The sequence below is a fragment of the Xenorhabdus szentirmaii DSM 16338 genome (genome assembly GCF_002632585.1).
GTDB classification, from domain to species: domain Bacteria; phylum Pseudomonadota; class Gammaproteobacteria; order Enterobacterales; family Enterobacteriaceae; genus Xenorhabdus; species Xenorhabdus szentirmaii.
Genome location: NZ_NIBV01000002.1, coordinates 518,604 through 534,489, shown reverse-complemented (window position 1 = coordinate 534,489; position 15,886 = coordinate 518,604). Strand labels below are relative to the sequence as shown.

At 42.7% G+C, this 15,886-nt stretch carries 12 protein-coding genes and 1 pseudogene; 11 read left to right on the top strand and 2 right to left on the bottom strand.

What is annotated here, in order from left to right; translation table 11 throughout:
* From hisD to hisIE, 7 genes are read left to right on the top strand one after another with little or no spacing between them, the layout of a single operon-like run.
* On the top strand, nt 1-1,326 hold the full coding sequence (hisD, locus tag Xsze_RS12205) for a histidinol dehydrogenase (RefSeq protein WP_038238000.1): 1,326 nt from the start codon (nt 1-3) through the stop codon (nt 1,324-1,326).
* 9 nt (nt 1,327-1,335) lie between these two features.
* A complete protein-coding gene (gene hisC / locus Xsze_RS12200; RefSeq protein ID WP_038237998.1) occupies nt 1,336-2,433 on the top strand; it encodes a histidinol-phosphate transaminase in 1,098 nt (365 codons plus the stop codon).
* Nucleotides 2,434-2,438: 5 nt separating this feature from the next.
* Entirely contained in the window at nt 2,439-3,506 is a 1,068-nt protein-coding gene (hisB, locus tag Xsze_RS12195; RefSeq protein ID WP_099138253.1) for a bifunctional histidinol-phosphatase/imidazoleglycerol-phosphate dehydratase HisB, read from the top strand.
* A gap of 24 nt (nt 3,507-3,530) precedes the next feature.
* Nucleotides 3,531-4,121, top strand: coding sequence for an imidazole glycerol phosphate synthase subunit HisH (hisH, locus tag Xsze_RS12190; protein ID WP_038237996.1), 591 nt, complete (start codon nt 3,531-3,533; stop codon nt 4,119-4,121).
* Nucleotides 4,122-4,125: 4 nt separating this feature from the next.
* Entirely contained in the window at nt 4,126-4,863 is a 738-nt protein-coding gene (gene hisA / locus Xsze_RS12185) for a 1-(5-phosphoribosyl)-5-[(5-phosphoribosylamino)methylideneamino]imidazole-4-carboxamide isomerase (RefSeq protein ID WP_038237993.1), read from the top strand.
* Nucleotides 4,845-5,621: an imidazole glycerol phosphate synthase subunit HisF gene (gene hisF / locus Xsze_RS12180; RefSeq protein ID WP_038237990.1), complete on the top strand. Its 777-nt coding sequence runs from the start codon at nt 4,845-4,847 to the stop codon at nt 5,619-5,621. Before hisA ends, hisF begins: the two co-directional genes overlap by 19 nt.
* Nucleotides 5,615-6,238, top strand: coding sequence for a bifunctional phosphoribosyl-AMP cyclohydrolase/phosphoribosyl-ATP diphosphatase HisIE (gene hisIE / locus Xsze_RS12175; RefSeq protein WP_038237987.1), 624 nt, complete (start codon nt 5,615-5,617; stop codon nt 6,236-6,238). Before hisF ends, hisIE begins: the two co-directional genes overlap by 7 nt.
* Before the next feature lie 214 nt (nt 6,239-6,452).
* On the opposite strand, the pseudogene Xsze_RS12170 reads toward hisIE, so the two are convergent.
* A pseudogene (locus Xsze_RS12170) lies at nt 6,453-7,254 on the bottom strand (Rpn family recombination-promoting nuclease/putative transposase).
* Between the two features lie 524 nt (nt 7,255-7,778).
* Between Xsze_RS12170 and Xsze_RS12165 the strand changes: the two are divergent.
* Nucleotides 7,779-8,279 (top strand): YbaK/prolyl-tRNA synthetase associated domain-containing protein, encoded by a 501-nt coding sequence (locus tag Xsze_RS12165; protein WP_084616232.1) that lies wholly within the window; start codon nt 7,779-7,781, stop codon nt 8,277-8,279.
* Between the two features lie 311 nt (nt 8,280-8,590).
* Here Xsze_RS12165 and gndA read toward each other — a convergent pair whose 3' ends face one another.
* Nucleotides 8,591-9,997 carry an NADP-dependent phosphogluconate dehydrogenase gene (gndA, locus tag Xsze_RS12160; RefSeq protein WP_038237983.1) on the bottom strand — a complete coding sequence of 469 codons (1,407 nt, stop codon included), beginning with the start codon at nt 9,995-9,997 and terminating at the stop codon, nt 8,591-8,593.
* A 290-nt stretch (nt 9,998-10,287) separates the two neighbouring features.
* Here gndA and Xsze_RS12155 point away from each other — a divergent pair, with 290 nt between their 5' ends.
* From Xsze_RS12155 to Xsze_RS12145, 3 genes are all read left to right on the top strand, one after another.
* Nucleotides 10,288-11,868 (top strand): TerC family protein, encoded by a 1,581-nt coding sequence (locus tag Xsze_RS12155; RefSeq protein WP_038238058.1) that lies wholly within the window; start codon nt 10,288-10,290, stop codon nt 11,866-11,868.
* Between the two features lie 248 nt (nt 11,869-12,116).
* Nucleotides 12,117-14,249 carry a phage tail protein gene (locus Xsze_RS12150; RefSeq protein WP_051462393.1) on the top strand — a complete coding sequence of 711 codons (2,133 nt, stop codon included), beginning with the start codon at nt 12,117-12,119 and terminating at the stop codon, nt 14,247-14,249.
* 366 nt (nt 14,250-14,615) lie between these two features.
* On the top strand, nt 14,616-15,743 hold the full coding sequence (locus Xsze_RS12145) for a tail fiber protein (protein WP_038237981.1): 1,128 nt from the start codon (nt 14,616-14,618) through the stop codon (nt 15,741-15,743).
* The last annotated feature ends 143 nt before the right edge of the window (nt 15,744-15,886 follow it).

Sequence of the window (15,886 nt, the reverse complement as noted above, 5' to 3'; positions counted from 1 at the left end):
ATGAACGCTAATTTTAAGACGGTCATTCATTGGCAAAAATGCACGCCAGAACAACAAAAAGCATTGCTGACACGCCCTGCTGTTACTGCATCAGCCGATATTTCCGGTACAGTCAAGCAAATACTGGATACAGTAAAAACACGTGGTGATCTGTCAGTGCAGGAATTGAGTCAACGCTTTGATAAAACGCTTGTAGAAACTACCTCCATTTCGCCTGATGAAATAGACGCTGCGGCCCGCCGTCTGGCACCAAAGATTAAACAAGCCATTCAGCAGGCAATGAACAATATCCGCCGCTTTCACGAGGCACAGAAACCGGCAGAAATTGTCATTGAAACACTGCCCGGTGTTCGTTGCCAGCAAATTACACGACCAATAAACTCCGTGGGACTTTATATTCCCGGTGGATCAGCACCACTGCCTTCCACAGTGCTGATGCTCGGAATTCCGGCAACGATAGCGGGATGCCGTAAAATCATTCTGTGTTCCCCTCCTCCTATTGCAGATGAAATTCTTTATGCTGCACAACAATGCGGGATCACCGAAATCTTTCAAATTGGCGGGGCACAAGCTATTGCTGCAATGGCATTCGGTACGGAATCAGTGCCTAAAGTGGATAAAATCTTTGGCCCCGGCAATGCATGGGTCACAGAAGCCAAACGTCAAGTCAGCCAACGCCTTGACGGGGCGACAATTGACATGCCTGCTGGCCCCTCAGAAGTACTTGTGATTGCTGATAACGGTGCCAACCCCGTATTTACGGCAGCGGATTTACTTTCACAAGCAGAACACGGCCCTGATTCTCAAGTTGTATTGGTCACACCTGATGAGCCCTTTGCCCAACAAGTCATTCGAGAAATTGAAACCCAACTTGCACTATTACCACGTCAGCAAATCGCAGCTCAGGCATTGCAAACCAGCCGGATCATTATTGCTGAAGATCTCCCCCAATGTGTCGCTATCAGCAACCAATACGGCCCAGAGCATTTAATCATTCAAACCCGCCAGCCTGAACAATTGGTGGACCAGATTACCAGTGCCGGCTCCATTTTCCTCGGCGATTGGTCACCAGAATCAGCAGGGGATTATGCTTCCGGCACCAATCACGTCCTGCCGACTTATGGCTATACTTCAACCTATTCCAGTCTTGGGCTCGCGGATTTTCTGAAAAGAATGACAGTTCAGCAAATTACCCCACAAGGGTTAAAGGATTTAGCTCCAACCATAGAAACACTGGCGCAGGCAGAACAGCTGATTGCGCACAAAAATGCCGTTACATTACGCATATCAGCCCTGAATAATGCGGACACAGGTTCACAAAACTAAGGAGCAATCATGGATATGGTTTTTGATATCAATTCATTAGTAAGAGAAAATGTTCGTAAACTGGTTCCTTACATGTCAGCTCGCCGTTTAGGTGGCAATGGCGATATTTGGCTCAATGCGAACGAATACCCTTTCGCACCTGATTTTCAGTTAACAGAAAACACACTTAATCGCTACCCTGAATGTCAACCAAAACAGGTTATTCAACGTTACGCAAAATATGCCGGCCTGCAACCAGAGCAAGTCCTTGTCAGCCGCGGGGCAGATGAATCCATTGAACTATTACTCCGCATTTTCTGTGAACCCGGGCGCGATGCTATTTTGTTTTGCCCCCCTACCTACGGTATGTACAGCGTCAGCGCAGAAATATTTGGTGTAGAACAACGCAAAATTCCCGTCAATGCCAATTGGCAACCCGATATTGCAGCCATTGAAAATAATCTGGATCGCGTCAAGTTAATCTACATTTGCAGCCCCAATAACCCGACGGGTAACTTGGTTGATCCTACGGCATTGCAGCAACTCCTCGAACTTTCCCGTAATCGTGCCATCGTTGCCATTGATGAAGCCTACATCGAATTTTGCCCGCAACAGAATACCACCCGTTGGCTGCAAGACTATCCGCATTTGGTGATTTTGCGAACCCTCTCGAAAGCTTTTGCTTTAGCCGGATTGCGTTGTGGATTCACACTGGCCTCTCCCGATATCATCTCATTGATGCTAAAAGTGATTGCACCTTATCCACTGCCCACCCCTGTTGCTGATATAGCGGCACAAGCTCTGACGGAAACAGGCATTCGTACGATGAGGGCGCGCGTAGAAGAAAACACTAAAAACCGGTTATATCTTCAGCAAGAACTCAATAAATTAGCATTGGTTGAAACTGTTTTTCCCAGTGAGACTAACTATCTTCTGGTGAAATTTATTGATAAAGAAAAGGTATTCAAGAGTTTGTGGGATAAAGGGATCATATTGCGTGATCAGAGCAAGCAACCGGGATTGGAGAACTGTCTGCGCATTACCGTTGGCAGCCGAACTGAGTGTGAACAGTTAATCAATGCCATCAATGCACTTTCCAACCGACCTCAACAAATCAAGGAAATTTAAAATCCATGGGCCAGAGATTACTTTTTATTGATCGCGACGGAACATTGATCACTGAACCACCTAGCGACTATCAGGTTGATCGTCTTGATAAGCTGGCTCTCGAAGCTGACGTGATCCCTGCTCTGCTGTCGCTGCAAAAAGCCGGTTATAAATTAATTATGGTAACCAACCAAGATGGATTGGGTACAGCAAGTTTCCCACAGGCTGATTTTGAACCTCCACATGCTTTGATGATGCAGGTTTTTACTTCACAAGGTATCTATTTTGAAGACGTTCTTATCTGTCCGCACAAATCCGAAGATAACTGTAACTGCCGTAAACCCAAACTCGGTTTGGTCGAAAAATATCTGGCAGAGAACAGGATTGATACAGACAACAGCTATGTTATTGGCGATCGGGAAACCGATCTTCAATTAGCGCAGAATATGGGCATCAAAGGTATTCACTATCAGCCGGGAGCACTGGGATGGTCCGCTATTTGTGAAAAATTGACACGCAAAGATCGCTATTCACGTGTTGAACGAAAAACCAAAGAAACGGCTATCGACATTGAAGTCTGGTTAGATCGCGAAGATGAAAGCCGTATCAATACAGGAGTGGGTTTCTTTGATCACATGTTGGAGCAGATCTCAACCCACGCTGGCTTCCGCATGAACATCCAAGTCAGTGGCGATCTCTATATTGACGATCACCATACCGTCGAAGATACCGGTTTAGCATTGGGTGAAGCTCTGCAAAAGGCCCTGGGAGATAAACGCGGGATTGCCCGTTTCGGCTTTACATTGCCAATGGATGAATGCCTTGCCCGCTGTGCCTTGGATATCTCGGGACGACCACATCTTGAATATAAAGCTGAATTTAAACATCAACGTGTCGGTGATTTAAGTACAGAGATGATAGAACATTTTTTCCGCTCTCTTTCTTACACAATGGGATGTACTTTGCATCTAAAAACGAAAGGAAAAAACGATCACCACCGCGCGGAAAGTCTGTTCAAAGTCTTTGGCCGGACATTGCGGCAAGCTATTCGTATAGAAGGTGATATTTTGCCCAGCTCCAAAGGTCTTTTATAAGGATATACGATAAAGGAAGCCATGATGAACGTTGTTATTCTGGATACCGGTTGTGCTAACCTTGCTTCTGTTGCTTATGCTATCCGCCGGTTGGGTTATAAGCCCGTTGTCAGTTTAGATGCAGATATTGTGCGCTCGGCTGATAAACTGTTTTTGCCGGGAGTGGGAACCGCCACCGCAGCGATGGAACAGCTCAAACAGCGCCAATTGATCCCATTGATTAACTCACTCACTCAGCCTGTACTGGGCATTTGTCTCGGTATGCAACTACTGGCGGCAGTCAGTGCTGAAGGCAATAACGTCCCTTTACTGAATTTAATTGATACCCCTGTTGAAAAAATGGTAACCGCGGGCCTGCCGTTACCACATATGGGATGGAATCAAGTGAAAGTACAGAATAATCACCCCTTGTTTCGCCATATTGCAGATAATGCCCGTTTCTATTTTGTCCATAGCTATGCGCTGCCTGTTGGTGATTACACGATCGCCCAAACGGAATACGGCAATATATTCAGCAGCGCCATTGCAAAAGGCAATTTTTTAGGTGTGCAATTTCATCCTGAACGCTCGGGTGCCGCTGGCGCACAATTATTGAAAAATTTCCTGGAGATGTAATTGCATGATTATACCTGCATTAGATTTAATTGATGGCAACGTGGTACGTTTGCATCAGGGAGATTACGGCCAACGCAGGGATTACGGTAATACTCCACTTTCCCGCTTGCAGCAGTATGAACAAGAAGGCGCAAATTTATTGCATTTGGTCGATCTTACCGGTGCAAAAGATCCCGCCAATCGCCAGATTTCTCTCTTGAAAAAACTATTGGCGGGTATTTCCGTACCTGCTCAGGTTGGGGGTGGAATTCGTTCAGAAAGCGATGTCATCGCACTGTTTGAAGCCGGAGCCAGCCGTGTTGTCATTGGCTCTACCGCCATTACACAGCCCGAATTAGTCAAACAATGGTTTCAACAATATGGGGCAGAATCCATTGTGCTGGCATTAGATGTCCGCATTACTTCTGATGGGATTAAACAAGTCGCCATCAGTGGCTGGCAGGAAAACAGCAATGCCACACTTGAACATGTTATCGAGCAATACCTCCCTGTCGGGCTAAAACATGTGTTATGCACCGATATTTCCCGTGACGGAACATTAAATGGCTCCAATATCGGGCTATATCAAGAGATAAGCCAGCAATATACACAAATCCAGCTACAAGCTTCTGGTGGTATTGGCTGTCTCGCCGATATTTCCCCCCTTCCCGCTTCTGGCGCAGCTGGCGTGATTGTCGGGCGGGCATTACTTGAAGGAAAATTTACACTGCCGGAGGCTATCCAATGTTGGCAAAACGCATAATCCCATGCCTTGATGTCCGTGATGGGCAAGTCGTTAAAGGTGTGCAATTCCGCAATCACGAAATTATTGGTGATATCGTTCCTCTCGCACAACGCTATGCCAAAGAAGGCGCAGATGAGTTAGTGTTTTATGATATTACCGCCTCCTCCGATGGTCGTGTGGTTGATAAGAGTTGGGTGGCAAAAGTCGCTGAAGTCATCGATATTCCTTTTTGTGTCGCAGGAGGAATTAAAACGGTTAAAGATGCAGGGCAAATTTTATCATTTGGCGCAGATAAAATTTCCATTAACTCCCCCGCCTTAGCCAATCCGGATTTGATTAACCGTTTAGCTGATCATTATGGTGTTCAATGCGTCGTTATCGGGATTGATACATGGTTTGATGAAAAAAATAACAGTTATCAGGTTTACCAGTTTACTGGTGATGAAAAGCGTACCACAGCAACATCTTGGCAAACGTTGGATTGGGTTAAAGAAGTTCAGCAACGGGGAGCAGGTGAAATTGTCCTGAACATGATGAATCAGGATGGCGTTCGTAATGGTTATGACCTTGCTCAACTAAAATTAGTGCGTGAGGTCTGTTCTGTGCCACTGATCGCCTCTGGTGGTGCTGGTGCACCTGAACACTTTTTGGATGCTTTCAAACTTGCCAATGTTGACGGCGCGTTGGCTGCTTCTGTTTTTCATAAACAAATCATAAATATCAATGAATTAAAGCAATATCTTGCGAAAAAAGGCATCGAGGTCAGAACATGTTGACACCAGAGCAATACAAGAAATTAGATTGGGAAAAAGTGGATCATCTTATGCCTATCATCGTTCAACATGCCGTCTCCGGTACGGTATTGATGATGGGATACATGAATCAGGAAGCGCTGGATGTCACCCTTGATTCTGGTAAGGTCACCTTTTTCTCCCGTACCAAACAGCGGTTATGGACAAAAGGCGAAAGTTCCGGTCATTTTCTGCATTTGGTCGATATCTACCCTGATTGCGATAACGATACCCTGCTTGCATTCGTCAATCCTGTCGGCCCCACCTGCCATAAAGGCACTGAGAGCTGTTTTGCCTCTGCACAAACAGATTGGGGATTTCTCTATCAATTAGAGCAAATTCTCGCAAGCCGAAAAAATGCATTGCCGGATAGTTCTTATACCGCCCGTTTATATGCCAGCGGAACCAAGCGCATTGCCCAGAAAGTCGGTGAAGAAGGTGTGGAAACAGCACTGGCTGCTACTGTGAATGACAGGGAAGAGTTGACTAATGAAGCCGCAGACTTGATTTATCACCTATTGGTCTTGCTGCAAGATCAAAACCTTGATCTCAGCAAAATCATCCAACAATTACGGCAACGCCACTCAATTCAACAATCATAAATGACCGGATAAAAAACAGACGATTAAGAAACATCAGCCACTTCGCGAAATGAAGTCTCCGAAACAGCCTCTTGCGAGAGTAATATTGCGGTTTTAAAAAGAGCGAAGTGGTGAATGAAAAATGGGTCATAACATTACAAATACTCTTACCCACCTAAAAAGCAGGTAAGAGAACAAAAGTGGGAAAAAGACCAAAAATATAGGAAAGAAAGGATTATTGCAGGGAGAGAAGTTCTTCCCGGCTAAGGCCGGTGCTTTCCATAATCAGCTCAATATTGACTCCATTTTTTTAAGAGAGTGCGGGCAATATTGATTGATGCTTGTTTTTCACCCTGTTGCATGCCTTTCTCCATGCCTTGCAAGATGCCTTGCTGTATACCTTCTTCCCGACCTTTTTCCTGCAATCGTTCTGCAATACTCATAATCACCTCCCGATGATTGTCTACCTGTTCAATCAGTTTCTGGAGCACCTGTTCAAAATGGGGGAGTCCATTGTCACAAACAGGTAGTTGAGAATAGTAACAACATCGTTGTCGCTATTAGGATGGAAATAAATATCTTCCGCCAGGCCCGGTAATGAAAAACAGTGTGTCCAACGCTGCTGGAAAGGGTAAGGGCTGCTGCCACCGTGGTAAAACAACACGGGCACAACCAGCGGTAATTCTTTATGGCCCTGTTGCAAATGCTTGTTGCAAATGCTGGTTCATCGCCATAAAAGCATAATGGATCATTCGCCATGCCATCATTTTATCCGGCGTCGACTGGTGTTCAACCAAAACATAAATATACCCGTCCCCTTGTTGCGTTTTCACCGAATAGAGTACATCGGATATCCTTGAACGCAGCTGGTGGTCAATGAATGATGAGTTAGTCAGGGTTAATGTATTGAAATCGCAAATTTTTTTAATTTTTTCCGGCAGATGAATGTCAAAAAAATCACGGGCATTCTCGATCCGCGCCATGAACTTTTTGAATGTTGCATCATGAGCTGTGGAGATAACCTTTCTATTCTTCATTTGTTCTTATCCGAAATGATCCCTGCACTGAGTGTACAATAAGCATACAGGACAAGAAAGCGTAGCATCAAAGGCAGTAGCACAAGGCATTTAACCTTCTTACCTACAAAAAGACAGCCAATTATATTGATTCACTTATTTCATAGGTCTATCCAGCAATCAATATCATCTTGATGGGTTATCGCCTGTCTTCTGGGCGAACATACTCTCTGGAAACTTATCAAAATATTTACAGGGAAGAGCGAATGTATCAATGATCATCTCATTACCGATATGGTGTGGAGAGTACCTTTGCCAGAATCAAACATTTTCTTGTTATAGCAACGAGATACGATAAATCAGAACAAAATTATGCCAACATGTTAGTTTCAGGGTTTATCATGGTCGGGCTACCCTCATGGGTCAATTGATGTACAAATATACGTTATCAATGTCCCTAAACATCAATACCATTTATGACGAAAAATTTGTAAACACCTATTCCTTTAAGGCCGGGAGAGGTTAAATCTGTTCAGGAGAGTATTTTGCTAAAAAATAACATTTTCGAATGTCTCACCACTTTATTAGATACTCATCATGCTCGCTATCGAGTAATGGAACACGTAACCGGTGGCCGTTCAGAAGAAGTCGCTAAAATACGGGGCACACATTTAGGACAGGGAGCCAAGGCCTTGGTTTGTCATGTCAAAGGAAATGGCTGTCGGCAATATGTTCTTGCTGTTTTGCCAGCGGATCAACAGGCTGATTTAGCTGCCATTGCCCAACAAATAGGAGGAAGCAGAGCATCATTGGCAAGCCCGAAAGAAGTTTCCGAATTAACAAACTGTGTTTTTGGTGCAATTCCCCCTTTTAGCTTTCATCCGGATTTGAAACTGATTGCTGATCCGTTCTTATTTGACCGTTACAGTGAGCTGGCATTTAACGCCGGTAGCTTGGAGCGATCAATAATTTTGAATGCAGAAGATTACCACCGTATAGCTATGCCTGAATTACTTGCTTTTCGGAAAATAGCCGATCAGGTCTAACGATAAAAAATTGCCCAAAATTAAATAAAACTTAAACAAAGTTTAACTTTTGCTATACTTTGATTAGGTAACATTAGGGCGATTATTATATGGGTAATGTTTTAGTACTAGTAATACTCTGTCTTATCATCCTTTGTATTACTATCTTTTCTTACTATTCTGATACAGAAATAGCGCATTGGTTGGGAAAGGTAGCTCAAGGATTGCTCAACAAGTAATCTTTACTTTCACACTTTCGTCTAACAAAATGGGGTGCTAAAAATTTAGCACCCCATTCTTGATCAATTATCTCTGATAAAAATATTTAATAATTAATCCAGCCACTCGGTGTGAAATACACCTTCTTTATCGGTACGTTTGTAAGTATGTGCACCGAAATAGTCACGCTGTGCCTGGATCAAATTCGCTGGCAATACCGCAGCACGGTAGCTGTCGTAGTAAGAAATAGCAGCTGAAAATGTTGGCGTTGGAATACCATTCTGCACACCATAAGAAACAACATCACGCAACGCTTGTTGGTATTCGTCTGCAATTTGTTTGAAATACGGTGCCAGCAATAAGTTAGCAATAGCGGCATTTTCATTATATGCATCAGTGATTTTCTGCAAGAACTGTGCGCGGATGATGCAACCTGCACGGAAGATCTTAGCGATTTCACCGTAGTTCAAATTCCAGCTGTATTCATCTGATGCAGATTTCAATTGCTGGAAGCCTTGTGCATAAGAAACAATCTTACCTAAGTACAGCGCACGGCGAACTTTCTCAATAAAGTCTGCTTTGTCGCCATTGAATGGCTGAACTTCAGGGCCTGACAGGACTTTAGATGCAGCAACACGTTGATCTTTCAGGGAAGAAATATAACGCGCGAATACCGATTCCGTAATCAGTGTTACCGGAACGCCCAGATCCAGAGAACTTTGGCTGGTCCATTTACCTGTACCTTTGTTGGCGGCTTCATCCAGAATCACATCGACCAGATATTTACCTTCTTCATCTTGCTTGCGGAAGATATCAGACGTAATTTCAATCAGATAGCTGCTCAGCTCACCCTGATTCCAGTCACTGAATACTTCTGCCAGTTCCTGATTGCTCAGGTTCAGGGAGTTTTTCAATAACGAGTAGGCTTCTGCAATCAACTGCATATCGCCATATTCAATGCCATTGTGGACCATCTTCACATAATGGCCTGCACCATCGGCACCGATATAAGTGACACAAGGCTCACCATCCACTTGGGCTGCGATCTCTCTCAGAATAGGAGCGACCAGCTCATAAGCTTCTTTCTGCCCCCCCGGCATGATTGAAGGGCCTTTCAACGCGCCTTCTTCGCCACCAGAAACACCAGTGCCGATAAAGTTAAAACCCTGAGCAGACAATTCACGATTACGACGGATAGTATCTTGGAAATAGGTATTGCCGCCATCAATCAGAATGTCACCCTTATCCAAATGTGGCGTCAGTGATGCAATGGTTTTATCCGTCGCTTCACCCGCCTTAACCATCAACAGAATACGACGCGGCTTTTCCAGTGAATCAACAAACTCTTCAATGGAATAACTTGGAACTAATTTTTTCCCTGGATTTTCAGCGATAACTTCATCAGTTTTATCACTGGAGCGGTTAAAAATAGATACAGAATAACCACGGCTCTCAATATTCAACGCCAGGTTACGCCCCATTACCGCCATACCGACAACACCGATCTGTTGTTTGGACATGAATAACTCCCGTCTAATAATGACTGCGGCCCACCCAAGATGCAGTACGTAACGTGATATGCCATACATCACATATGCAACAAAACAGTGTGGGCAATTTGTTAATGAGGTCACATGTTAACTCAGGAAAGGGCATAGGGGGTAGTTATTGATGCAATCGATACCGTCATGAGGTTTGTTTGCTGAAAAAATTTCCAACTGAGATAAAACATCTATTGATATTTCGTATTTCAATACGCATTATTCAGTGGTCGGCAGAAGCCGTCATGCTAAAAGGTAAAATAAATTGTATGGAATGGATCGCTGATCCTACGATATGGGCGGGCTTAGCCACGCTTATCGTTTTAGAAATTGTACTCGGAATTGACAACTTAATTTTCATTGCCATTTTGGCAGACAAACTTCCTGAAAAAGATAGGGATAAAGCTCGCCTGACAGGGCTTGCATGCGCCCTTGTCATGAGAATATTGCTGTTATTCGGCCTATCCTGGTTCGTGACTCTGAAAGAACCCTTTATAACCTTATGGGAGCACCCTTTCAGCATCCGTGATTTAATTATGCTGATAGGGGGTATTTTCCTGCTGTTCAAGGCAACAATGGAACTCAATGAACGGCTAGAAGGGAAAATGCTGCACACCAATCAACAACGCAAAAGCGCTGGCTTCTGGGCCGTAGTCATACAAATCATCGTTCTGGATGCGGTATTTTCACTGGACTCAGTCATCACTGCGGTGGGAATGGTTAATCAAATAGGTATTATGATTGCCGCCGTGATTATCGCAATGATCCTGATGATATGGGCCAGCAAGACCCTGACAAGATTCGTTAACGCACACCCCACGATTGTTATCCTGTGTCTCAGCTTCCTGTTGATGATTGGTTTCAGTCTGGTTGCAGAAGGTTTCGGTGCCCATATTCCGAAAGGCTACCTCTATGCAGCGATAGGCTTCTCCATTGTCATTGAAGCATTGAACCAGTTCGCCCAGTTCAATCGCCGCAAATTTTTGAGCGCTTCCCGATCATTACGTGAAAGAACGGCTGAAGCCGTACTTCACATTCTGAATGGCAAACGTGAAAACGCTGCGTTGGATAATCATACTTCCAATCTGATCGCCGATCATACGGATAACAAAGAAGTTTTTGAACCCCAAGAACGTCAAATGATCGCCCGTGTTCTCAGCATGGCACAGCGTACCGTGAGCAGCATCATGACCTCACGCCATGACGTGGTTTATCTTGATGTTCATGCTCCGGCTGGAAAGTTGACGACATTGCTGGAACAAAAACCCCATACACGCATCGTTGTTATTGATGAGCAAACCAGTGACGAACCTCTCGGTGTTGTCCATGTCATTGATATTCTTAATCAGCAATTGACTCATAATACTTTCGATTTGCGGAAGTTAGTACAGCAACCGTTGATCTTCCCGGAATCGCTCTCCTTACTGCAAGCTTTGGAACAGTTTCGTCAGGCCCAAACCCATTTTGCCTTTGTCGTTGATGAATTTGGCTCTGTCGAAGGTATCGTGACGGTAACCGATATAGTGGAAACCATTACCGGTAACCTGCCCGTGGGCAGTGGTGAGATCGATGCACGGCATGATATCCAAATCATGGAAGAAGGCTATTGGATTGCAAATGGATTTATGCCACTGGAAGACTTAGTACTTTACGTCCCCTTGCCGCTGGATGAAAAACGTGAATACCAGACACTGGCCGGCCTGCTGATGGAGCATCTCCAACATATTCCACAACAAGGCGAACAGTTACAAATTGGCGATTATCTGTTTGAACCATTAGAAATTACCAGTCACAGGATCCATAAAGTGAAGATCACTTCGCTGGTAACCGAAGAAAAAGCAGAAAGTTAGCCCTTCCTGAAATGAAATATTGAATAAAAAACCGGTATAACGCCGGTTTTTTTTATTCCCATAAGTTTTATACGCCGAGCTTAATTTTTAGCATATTGATTCGCCGCTCCCCTAAGTACAATGGTTTCATTCAGTTGTCGTTAGCGGAGATATTACCCGCCTTCATATTGCCCTGAAACTTTATAGTCAGTTTTCTATGGCGAAGTTAGCAATACTTTTATTTTTTGTTAATCACATGAGGGTCTTACATGAATACAAAATATTTTTCACTACTAACAAATGCTGGTACAGATAAACTAAAAAAATCGGCCTCATCAGGCACTAAACTTGAAATTACCCATATGGCGGTTGGTGACGGTAAATTACCCACACCTGACGTCAGCCAATCTAAACTGATAAATGAAAAATACCGTGCTGAAATTGATTCCCTGACTATCGATCCTCAAAATCACAACCTAATTATCACAGGGCTTTGTATTCCTGAAGGAAAAGGCAACTGGTGGGTTCGGGAGATAGGCCTGTTCGACAAAGAAGGGGTATTGATTGCCGTCGGCAATTGTGAGGAATTGTACAAACCAGAATCACAAGAACAAATGGTCTGCATGTCCCTGACAATTGACAACCATAATCTCATTGGATCGATAGGATTGATTTCCGGCATAGCAACCCGCCAGTATGTAAAGGAAAAAATTAAAACTCACGCAGAAAGCCGCAACCATCCTGATGCCACTTTAACAGATAAGGGTTTGGTTGCACTCAGCAATGAGATAAACAGCGATAGCGAAACGCTTTCAGCAACACCAAAAGCCGTAAAAACGACGTATGAATTAGCGGACAAAGCCTATCAATTAGCTACCACAATAGTTTCTACAGATAAATATGTTCCCTCAACACGTCTAATCAATGACAAGGAACTGACCCAAGATATAAAACTCACTGCGTCCGATGTGGGGGCTTATGACAAAAAAGAAAGTGATGAACAAATCAATAAAGTCAAAACTCAGTCTGAACAAAACAGCAAGCTTGCTGATACCGCCAACAAAAACGCTGAAGCCGCCATTCAGGAAGCCAAAAATAAAGTCCCCCTGACTCGTACAATCAATAACCATAAATTGTATACCGATATTAACCTGACCGCCTCCGATGTCGGAGCCTACAACATAGATGAAATCAAAAAAATAATTCAGGATATAAATAGAACCATCGGTGAAATCTTTCGCAAGGCACAAGGAGCCCTTCACATAGTTCAAGAAAAAGTCCCTCAATATCGTACTGTGAACGGTAAAGAACTCAGTACAGATATTCAACTCTCTGCTTCTGACGTCGGTGCTTATGACAAGCAAGAAACAAATAACCGAATTGATGAACTTGACAAACAGATCAAAGAAATTGCTGTAGAAGCTGAAACTGCCTTTAAAGATGCTAAAGATGCTATACACAAACTTGTCAGCAAAGTTCCCATGGAACGTAAAGTGAACAACAGGGCACTCACCGATGATATTTTTCTCACCGCAGCTGACATCGGTACCTATACCAGAGATGAAGTACTGGGTTTCATTCAGGACGTCACCACTCGGGCAGATGATGCCAATAATAATGCAAACAACAAAGTACCACTCAAACGTACCATAAACGGTAAATCTCTGTTGGCTGATATTAATCTGACTTCTTCTGATGTAGGGGGGTATAACAAATCAGAAATAGATATTAAAATCAATGATATGACGAAACAAATAAGTGAAATCAGTAACAATGCGAATAGCCGGATTCCGTCAACACGTACCGTGAATGGCAAATCACTGTTAACGGATATTATCCTGACGGCTTCTGATATGGATGCTTATTCTAAAGCAGACGTTGATGCCCGCATTAACAACGCTGAATCATTATCCCATGATGCCAATATCAATGCCGATAGCCGGTTGGCAAAAAGCATGAATGGTTCGGATATCTTAGATAAACATGCGTTTGTAAGAAACTTGGGCCTTGGTGAATTAATTGGATTGAAAGTTGAATCACGTCACATCGACGATGATCACACTATCGTCAGATTGGGCCATATTTTCATGATAAACGGATTTGCGGTTGCTTCCGAGGCAATTAGTGATGCCAATTCATCCGTTATTGGCGGGGTAACTTACTACACCCATTTCTACAAAATCAAGCTACCTGAAACTTTGCCTAACGGTATTATCTCATGTCATGCCAGTATTGCCGGAGATAACTTTGATGATCAACACCCCGGTTATTTAGCCGATGTCAAAACACAACGCATTGATCCAAAAACAATGTATTTATCAAGGGATACACTGACCGTATCCGTTATGACACCGCATTTGGGCTGGACCCCGAATTTCTATTATCAGGTTACCGGGTATTAACGAAAACCACAAATACAGTGAATTTATTATTTTATTTTCACTATAAACGCTAATTATTCAGGTGATCGTTTCAGCGATCACCTTTATTTTAAAACATAATTAAACGAATAAATCATTCCTCACACTCTATCAATAGCCACTATAAATATTTAATCAAATTGTCTGATAACTTCCACAAAGTCAATTTAATTCTCCTCCCAATTCATTCTGCCAATATATTCATCAACACAATTCGATTAATGAATATTTTGTTCAATTTTATTTGTGCAGCTTAATTCAATCAGAAATGTGTTTTCCAATAAGCAGTTTTAGCACTGACCTATCTCCAAGACAGGAAATTATCATACACGGTGTACTCCAGTGTTAATGAGCAAGTTTGATAACTTGCTTCTGGGCGGAGAAGTCATTCACATGATGGTATCTCTTGATATTTCGGATGTACAATCCTTAATAGACTGGAAACCTTCTTTAATCGCAACCCACAGATATGTCAGAGAAAAGATTAAAACACATGAAGAAAGCCGGGATCATACTGAAGCGACATTGAAAGAGAAAGGGTTTGTTGTTTTGAACAGTGATGTAGGCAGTAACAGTGAATCTCATGCCGCAACGTCAAAAGCCGTAAAAACAGTTCATGATTTGGCTAATATTGTCAATAAATCGACAGATAAATGGGTGCCTTCGACCCGTAAGATAAATGACAAAGCATTATCGGAAGATATTTCACTCAATGCTGAAGATGTCGATACTTATCGTAAGGCCGATATTGACTCTCGCATTGCCAATATTAAAGAGTTAGTCGATATCGCGGATAAAAATACAACAACGGCAATAAAGAAGGCAAATGATAATTTATCTAAAATACAAAATGGTGCTGATATTCTGGATAAAAATAAATTTGTGGAAAATATCGTCTTAAAGAAAACTGTAGAGCTAGCGCAGAAAGCATTGCCTCAGTCGAGCAATGCACAAGCTCAAGTTGGAAGTTTAACTATTGATTATGGCGACTATAGCCCCAACATACGTTTTAACACTAATTATGTCACTGATAATGAAGATCAATCGTATTATACAGAAATAGATTTTGGTGCAAACCCATGGGGTGAATTAAGCATATCAGCAAGAAAACCAATGGGAAAAGGGAAAAATGGAGCAAACTATCTTTTCTTTTTTCCTAAGCTTAGTGCACCATATTCATTTACTCCAGATGCGATTTTCGCAACATTAAATGATTTAATGCCTATTGGAATACCAATGTTAATGCCTACTCATGTAATAAAGTATCGTTGGGATAATTATCAGATTTGTAATGGGCAACCATTCGATAAAACCAGATACCCTATTATTGCAGGTATGTATCCATCTGGGTACTTGCCAGATTTAAGTGGCTATTCTATTAGTACTCCTGGTTCTTCATTTCCACAAAGGATTGTTTTTTCAATGGCAATGAAAATGGAAAACTACTGGATAGAAAAATACCATAAATATAAATAGGATGGCTATCAAAAATAAAATGAACAATTAATAATATCAATTTTATTTTTATTCTATTTATGTCAAATCAGAATTAAATTCTAGGGCATCGTTGATGCCCTAATTATACTGTTTAATGTAATTTGAAATGACTCTTTAATGTG

Bases quoted from the DNA above. Each gene is read 5' to 3' on its own strand.
- hisD (WP_038238000.1), top strand. From the start codon at position 1: ATGAACGCTAATTTTAAGACGGTCATTCATTGGCAAAAATGCACGCCA.
- hisC (WP_038237998.1), top strand. From the start codon at position 1,336: ATGGATATGGTTTTTGATATCAATTCATTAGTAAGAGAAAATGTTCGT.
- hisB (WP_099138253.1), top strand. From the start codon at position 2,439: ATGGGCCAGAGATTACTTTTTATTGATCGCGACGGAACATTGATCACT.
- hisH (WP_038237996.1), top strand. From the start codon at position 3,531: ATGAACGTTGTTATTCTGGATACCGGTTGTGCTAACCTTGCTTCTGTT.
- hisA (WP_038237993.1), top strand. From the start codon at position 4,126: ATGATTATACCTGCATTAGATTTAATTGATGGCAACGTGGTACGTTTG.
- hisF (WP_038237990.1), top strand. From the start codon at position 4,845: ATGTTGGCAAAACGCATAATCCCATGCCTTGATGTCCGTGATGGGCAA.
- hisIE (WP_038237987.1), top strand. From the start codon at position 5,615: ATGTTGACACCAGAGCAATACAAGAAATTAGATTGGGAAAAAGTGGAT.
- gndA (WP_038237983.1), bottom strand. From the start codon at position 9,997: ATGTCCAAACAACAGATCGGTGTTGTCGGTATGGCGGTAATGGGGCGT.
- Xsze_RS12155 (WP_038238058.1), top strand. From the start codon at position 10,288: ATGGAATGGATCGCTGATCCTACGATATGGGCGGGCTTAGCCACGCTT.
- Xsze_RS12150 (WP_051462393.1), top strand. From the start codon at position 12,117: ATGAATACAAAATATTTTTCACTACTAACAAATGCTGGTACAGATAAA.
- Xsze_RS12145 (WP_038237981.1), top strand. From the start codon at position 14,616: ATGAGCAAGTTTGATAACTTGCTTCTGGGCGGAGAAGTCATTCACATG.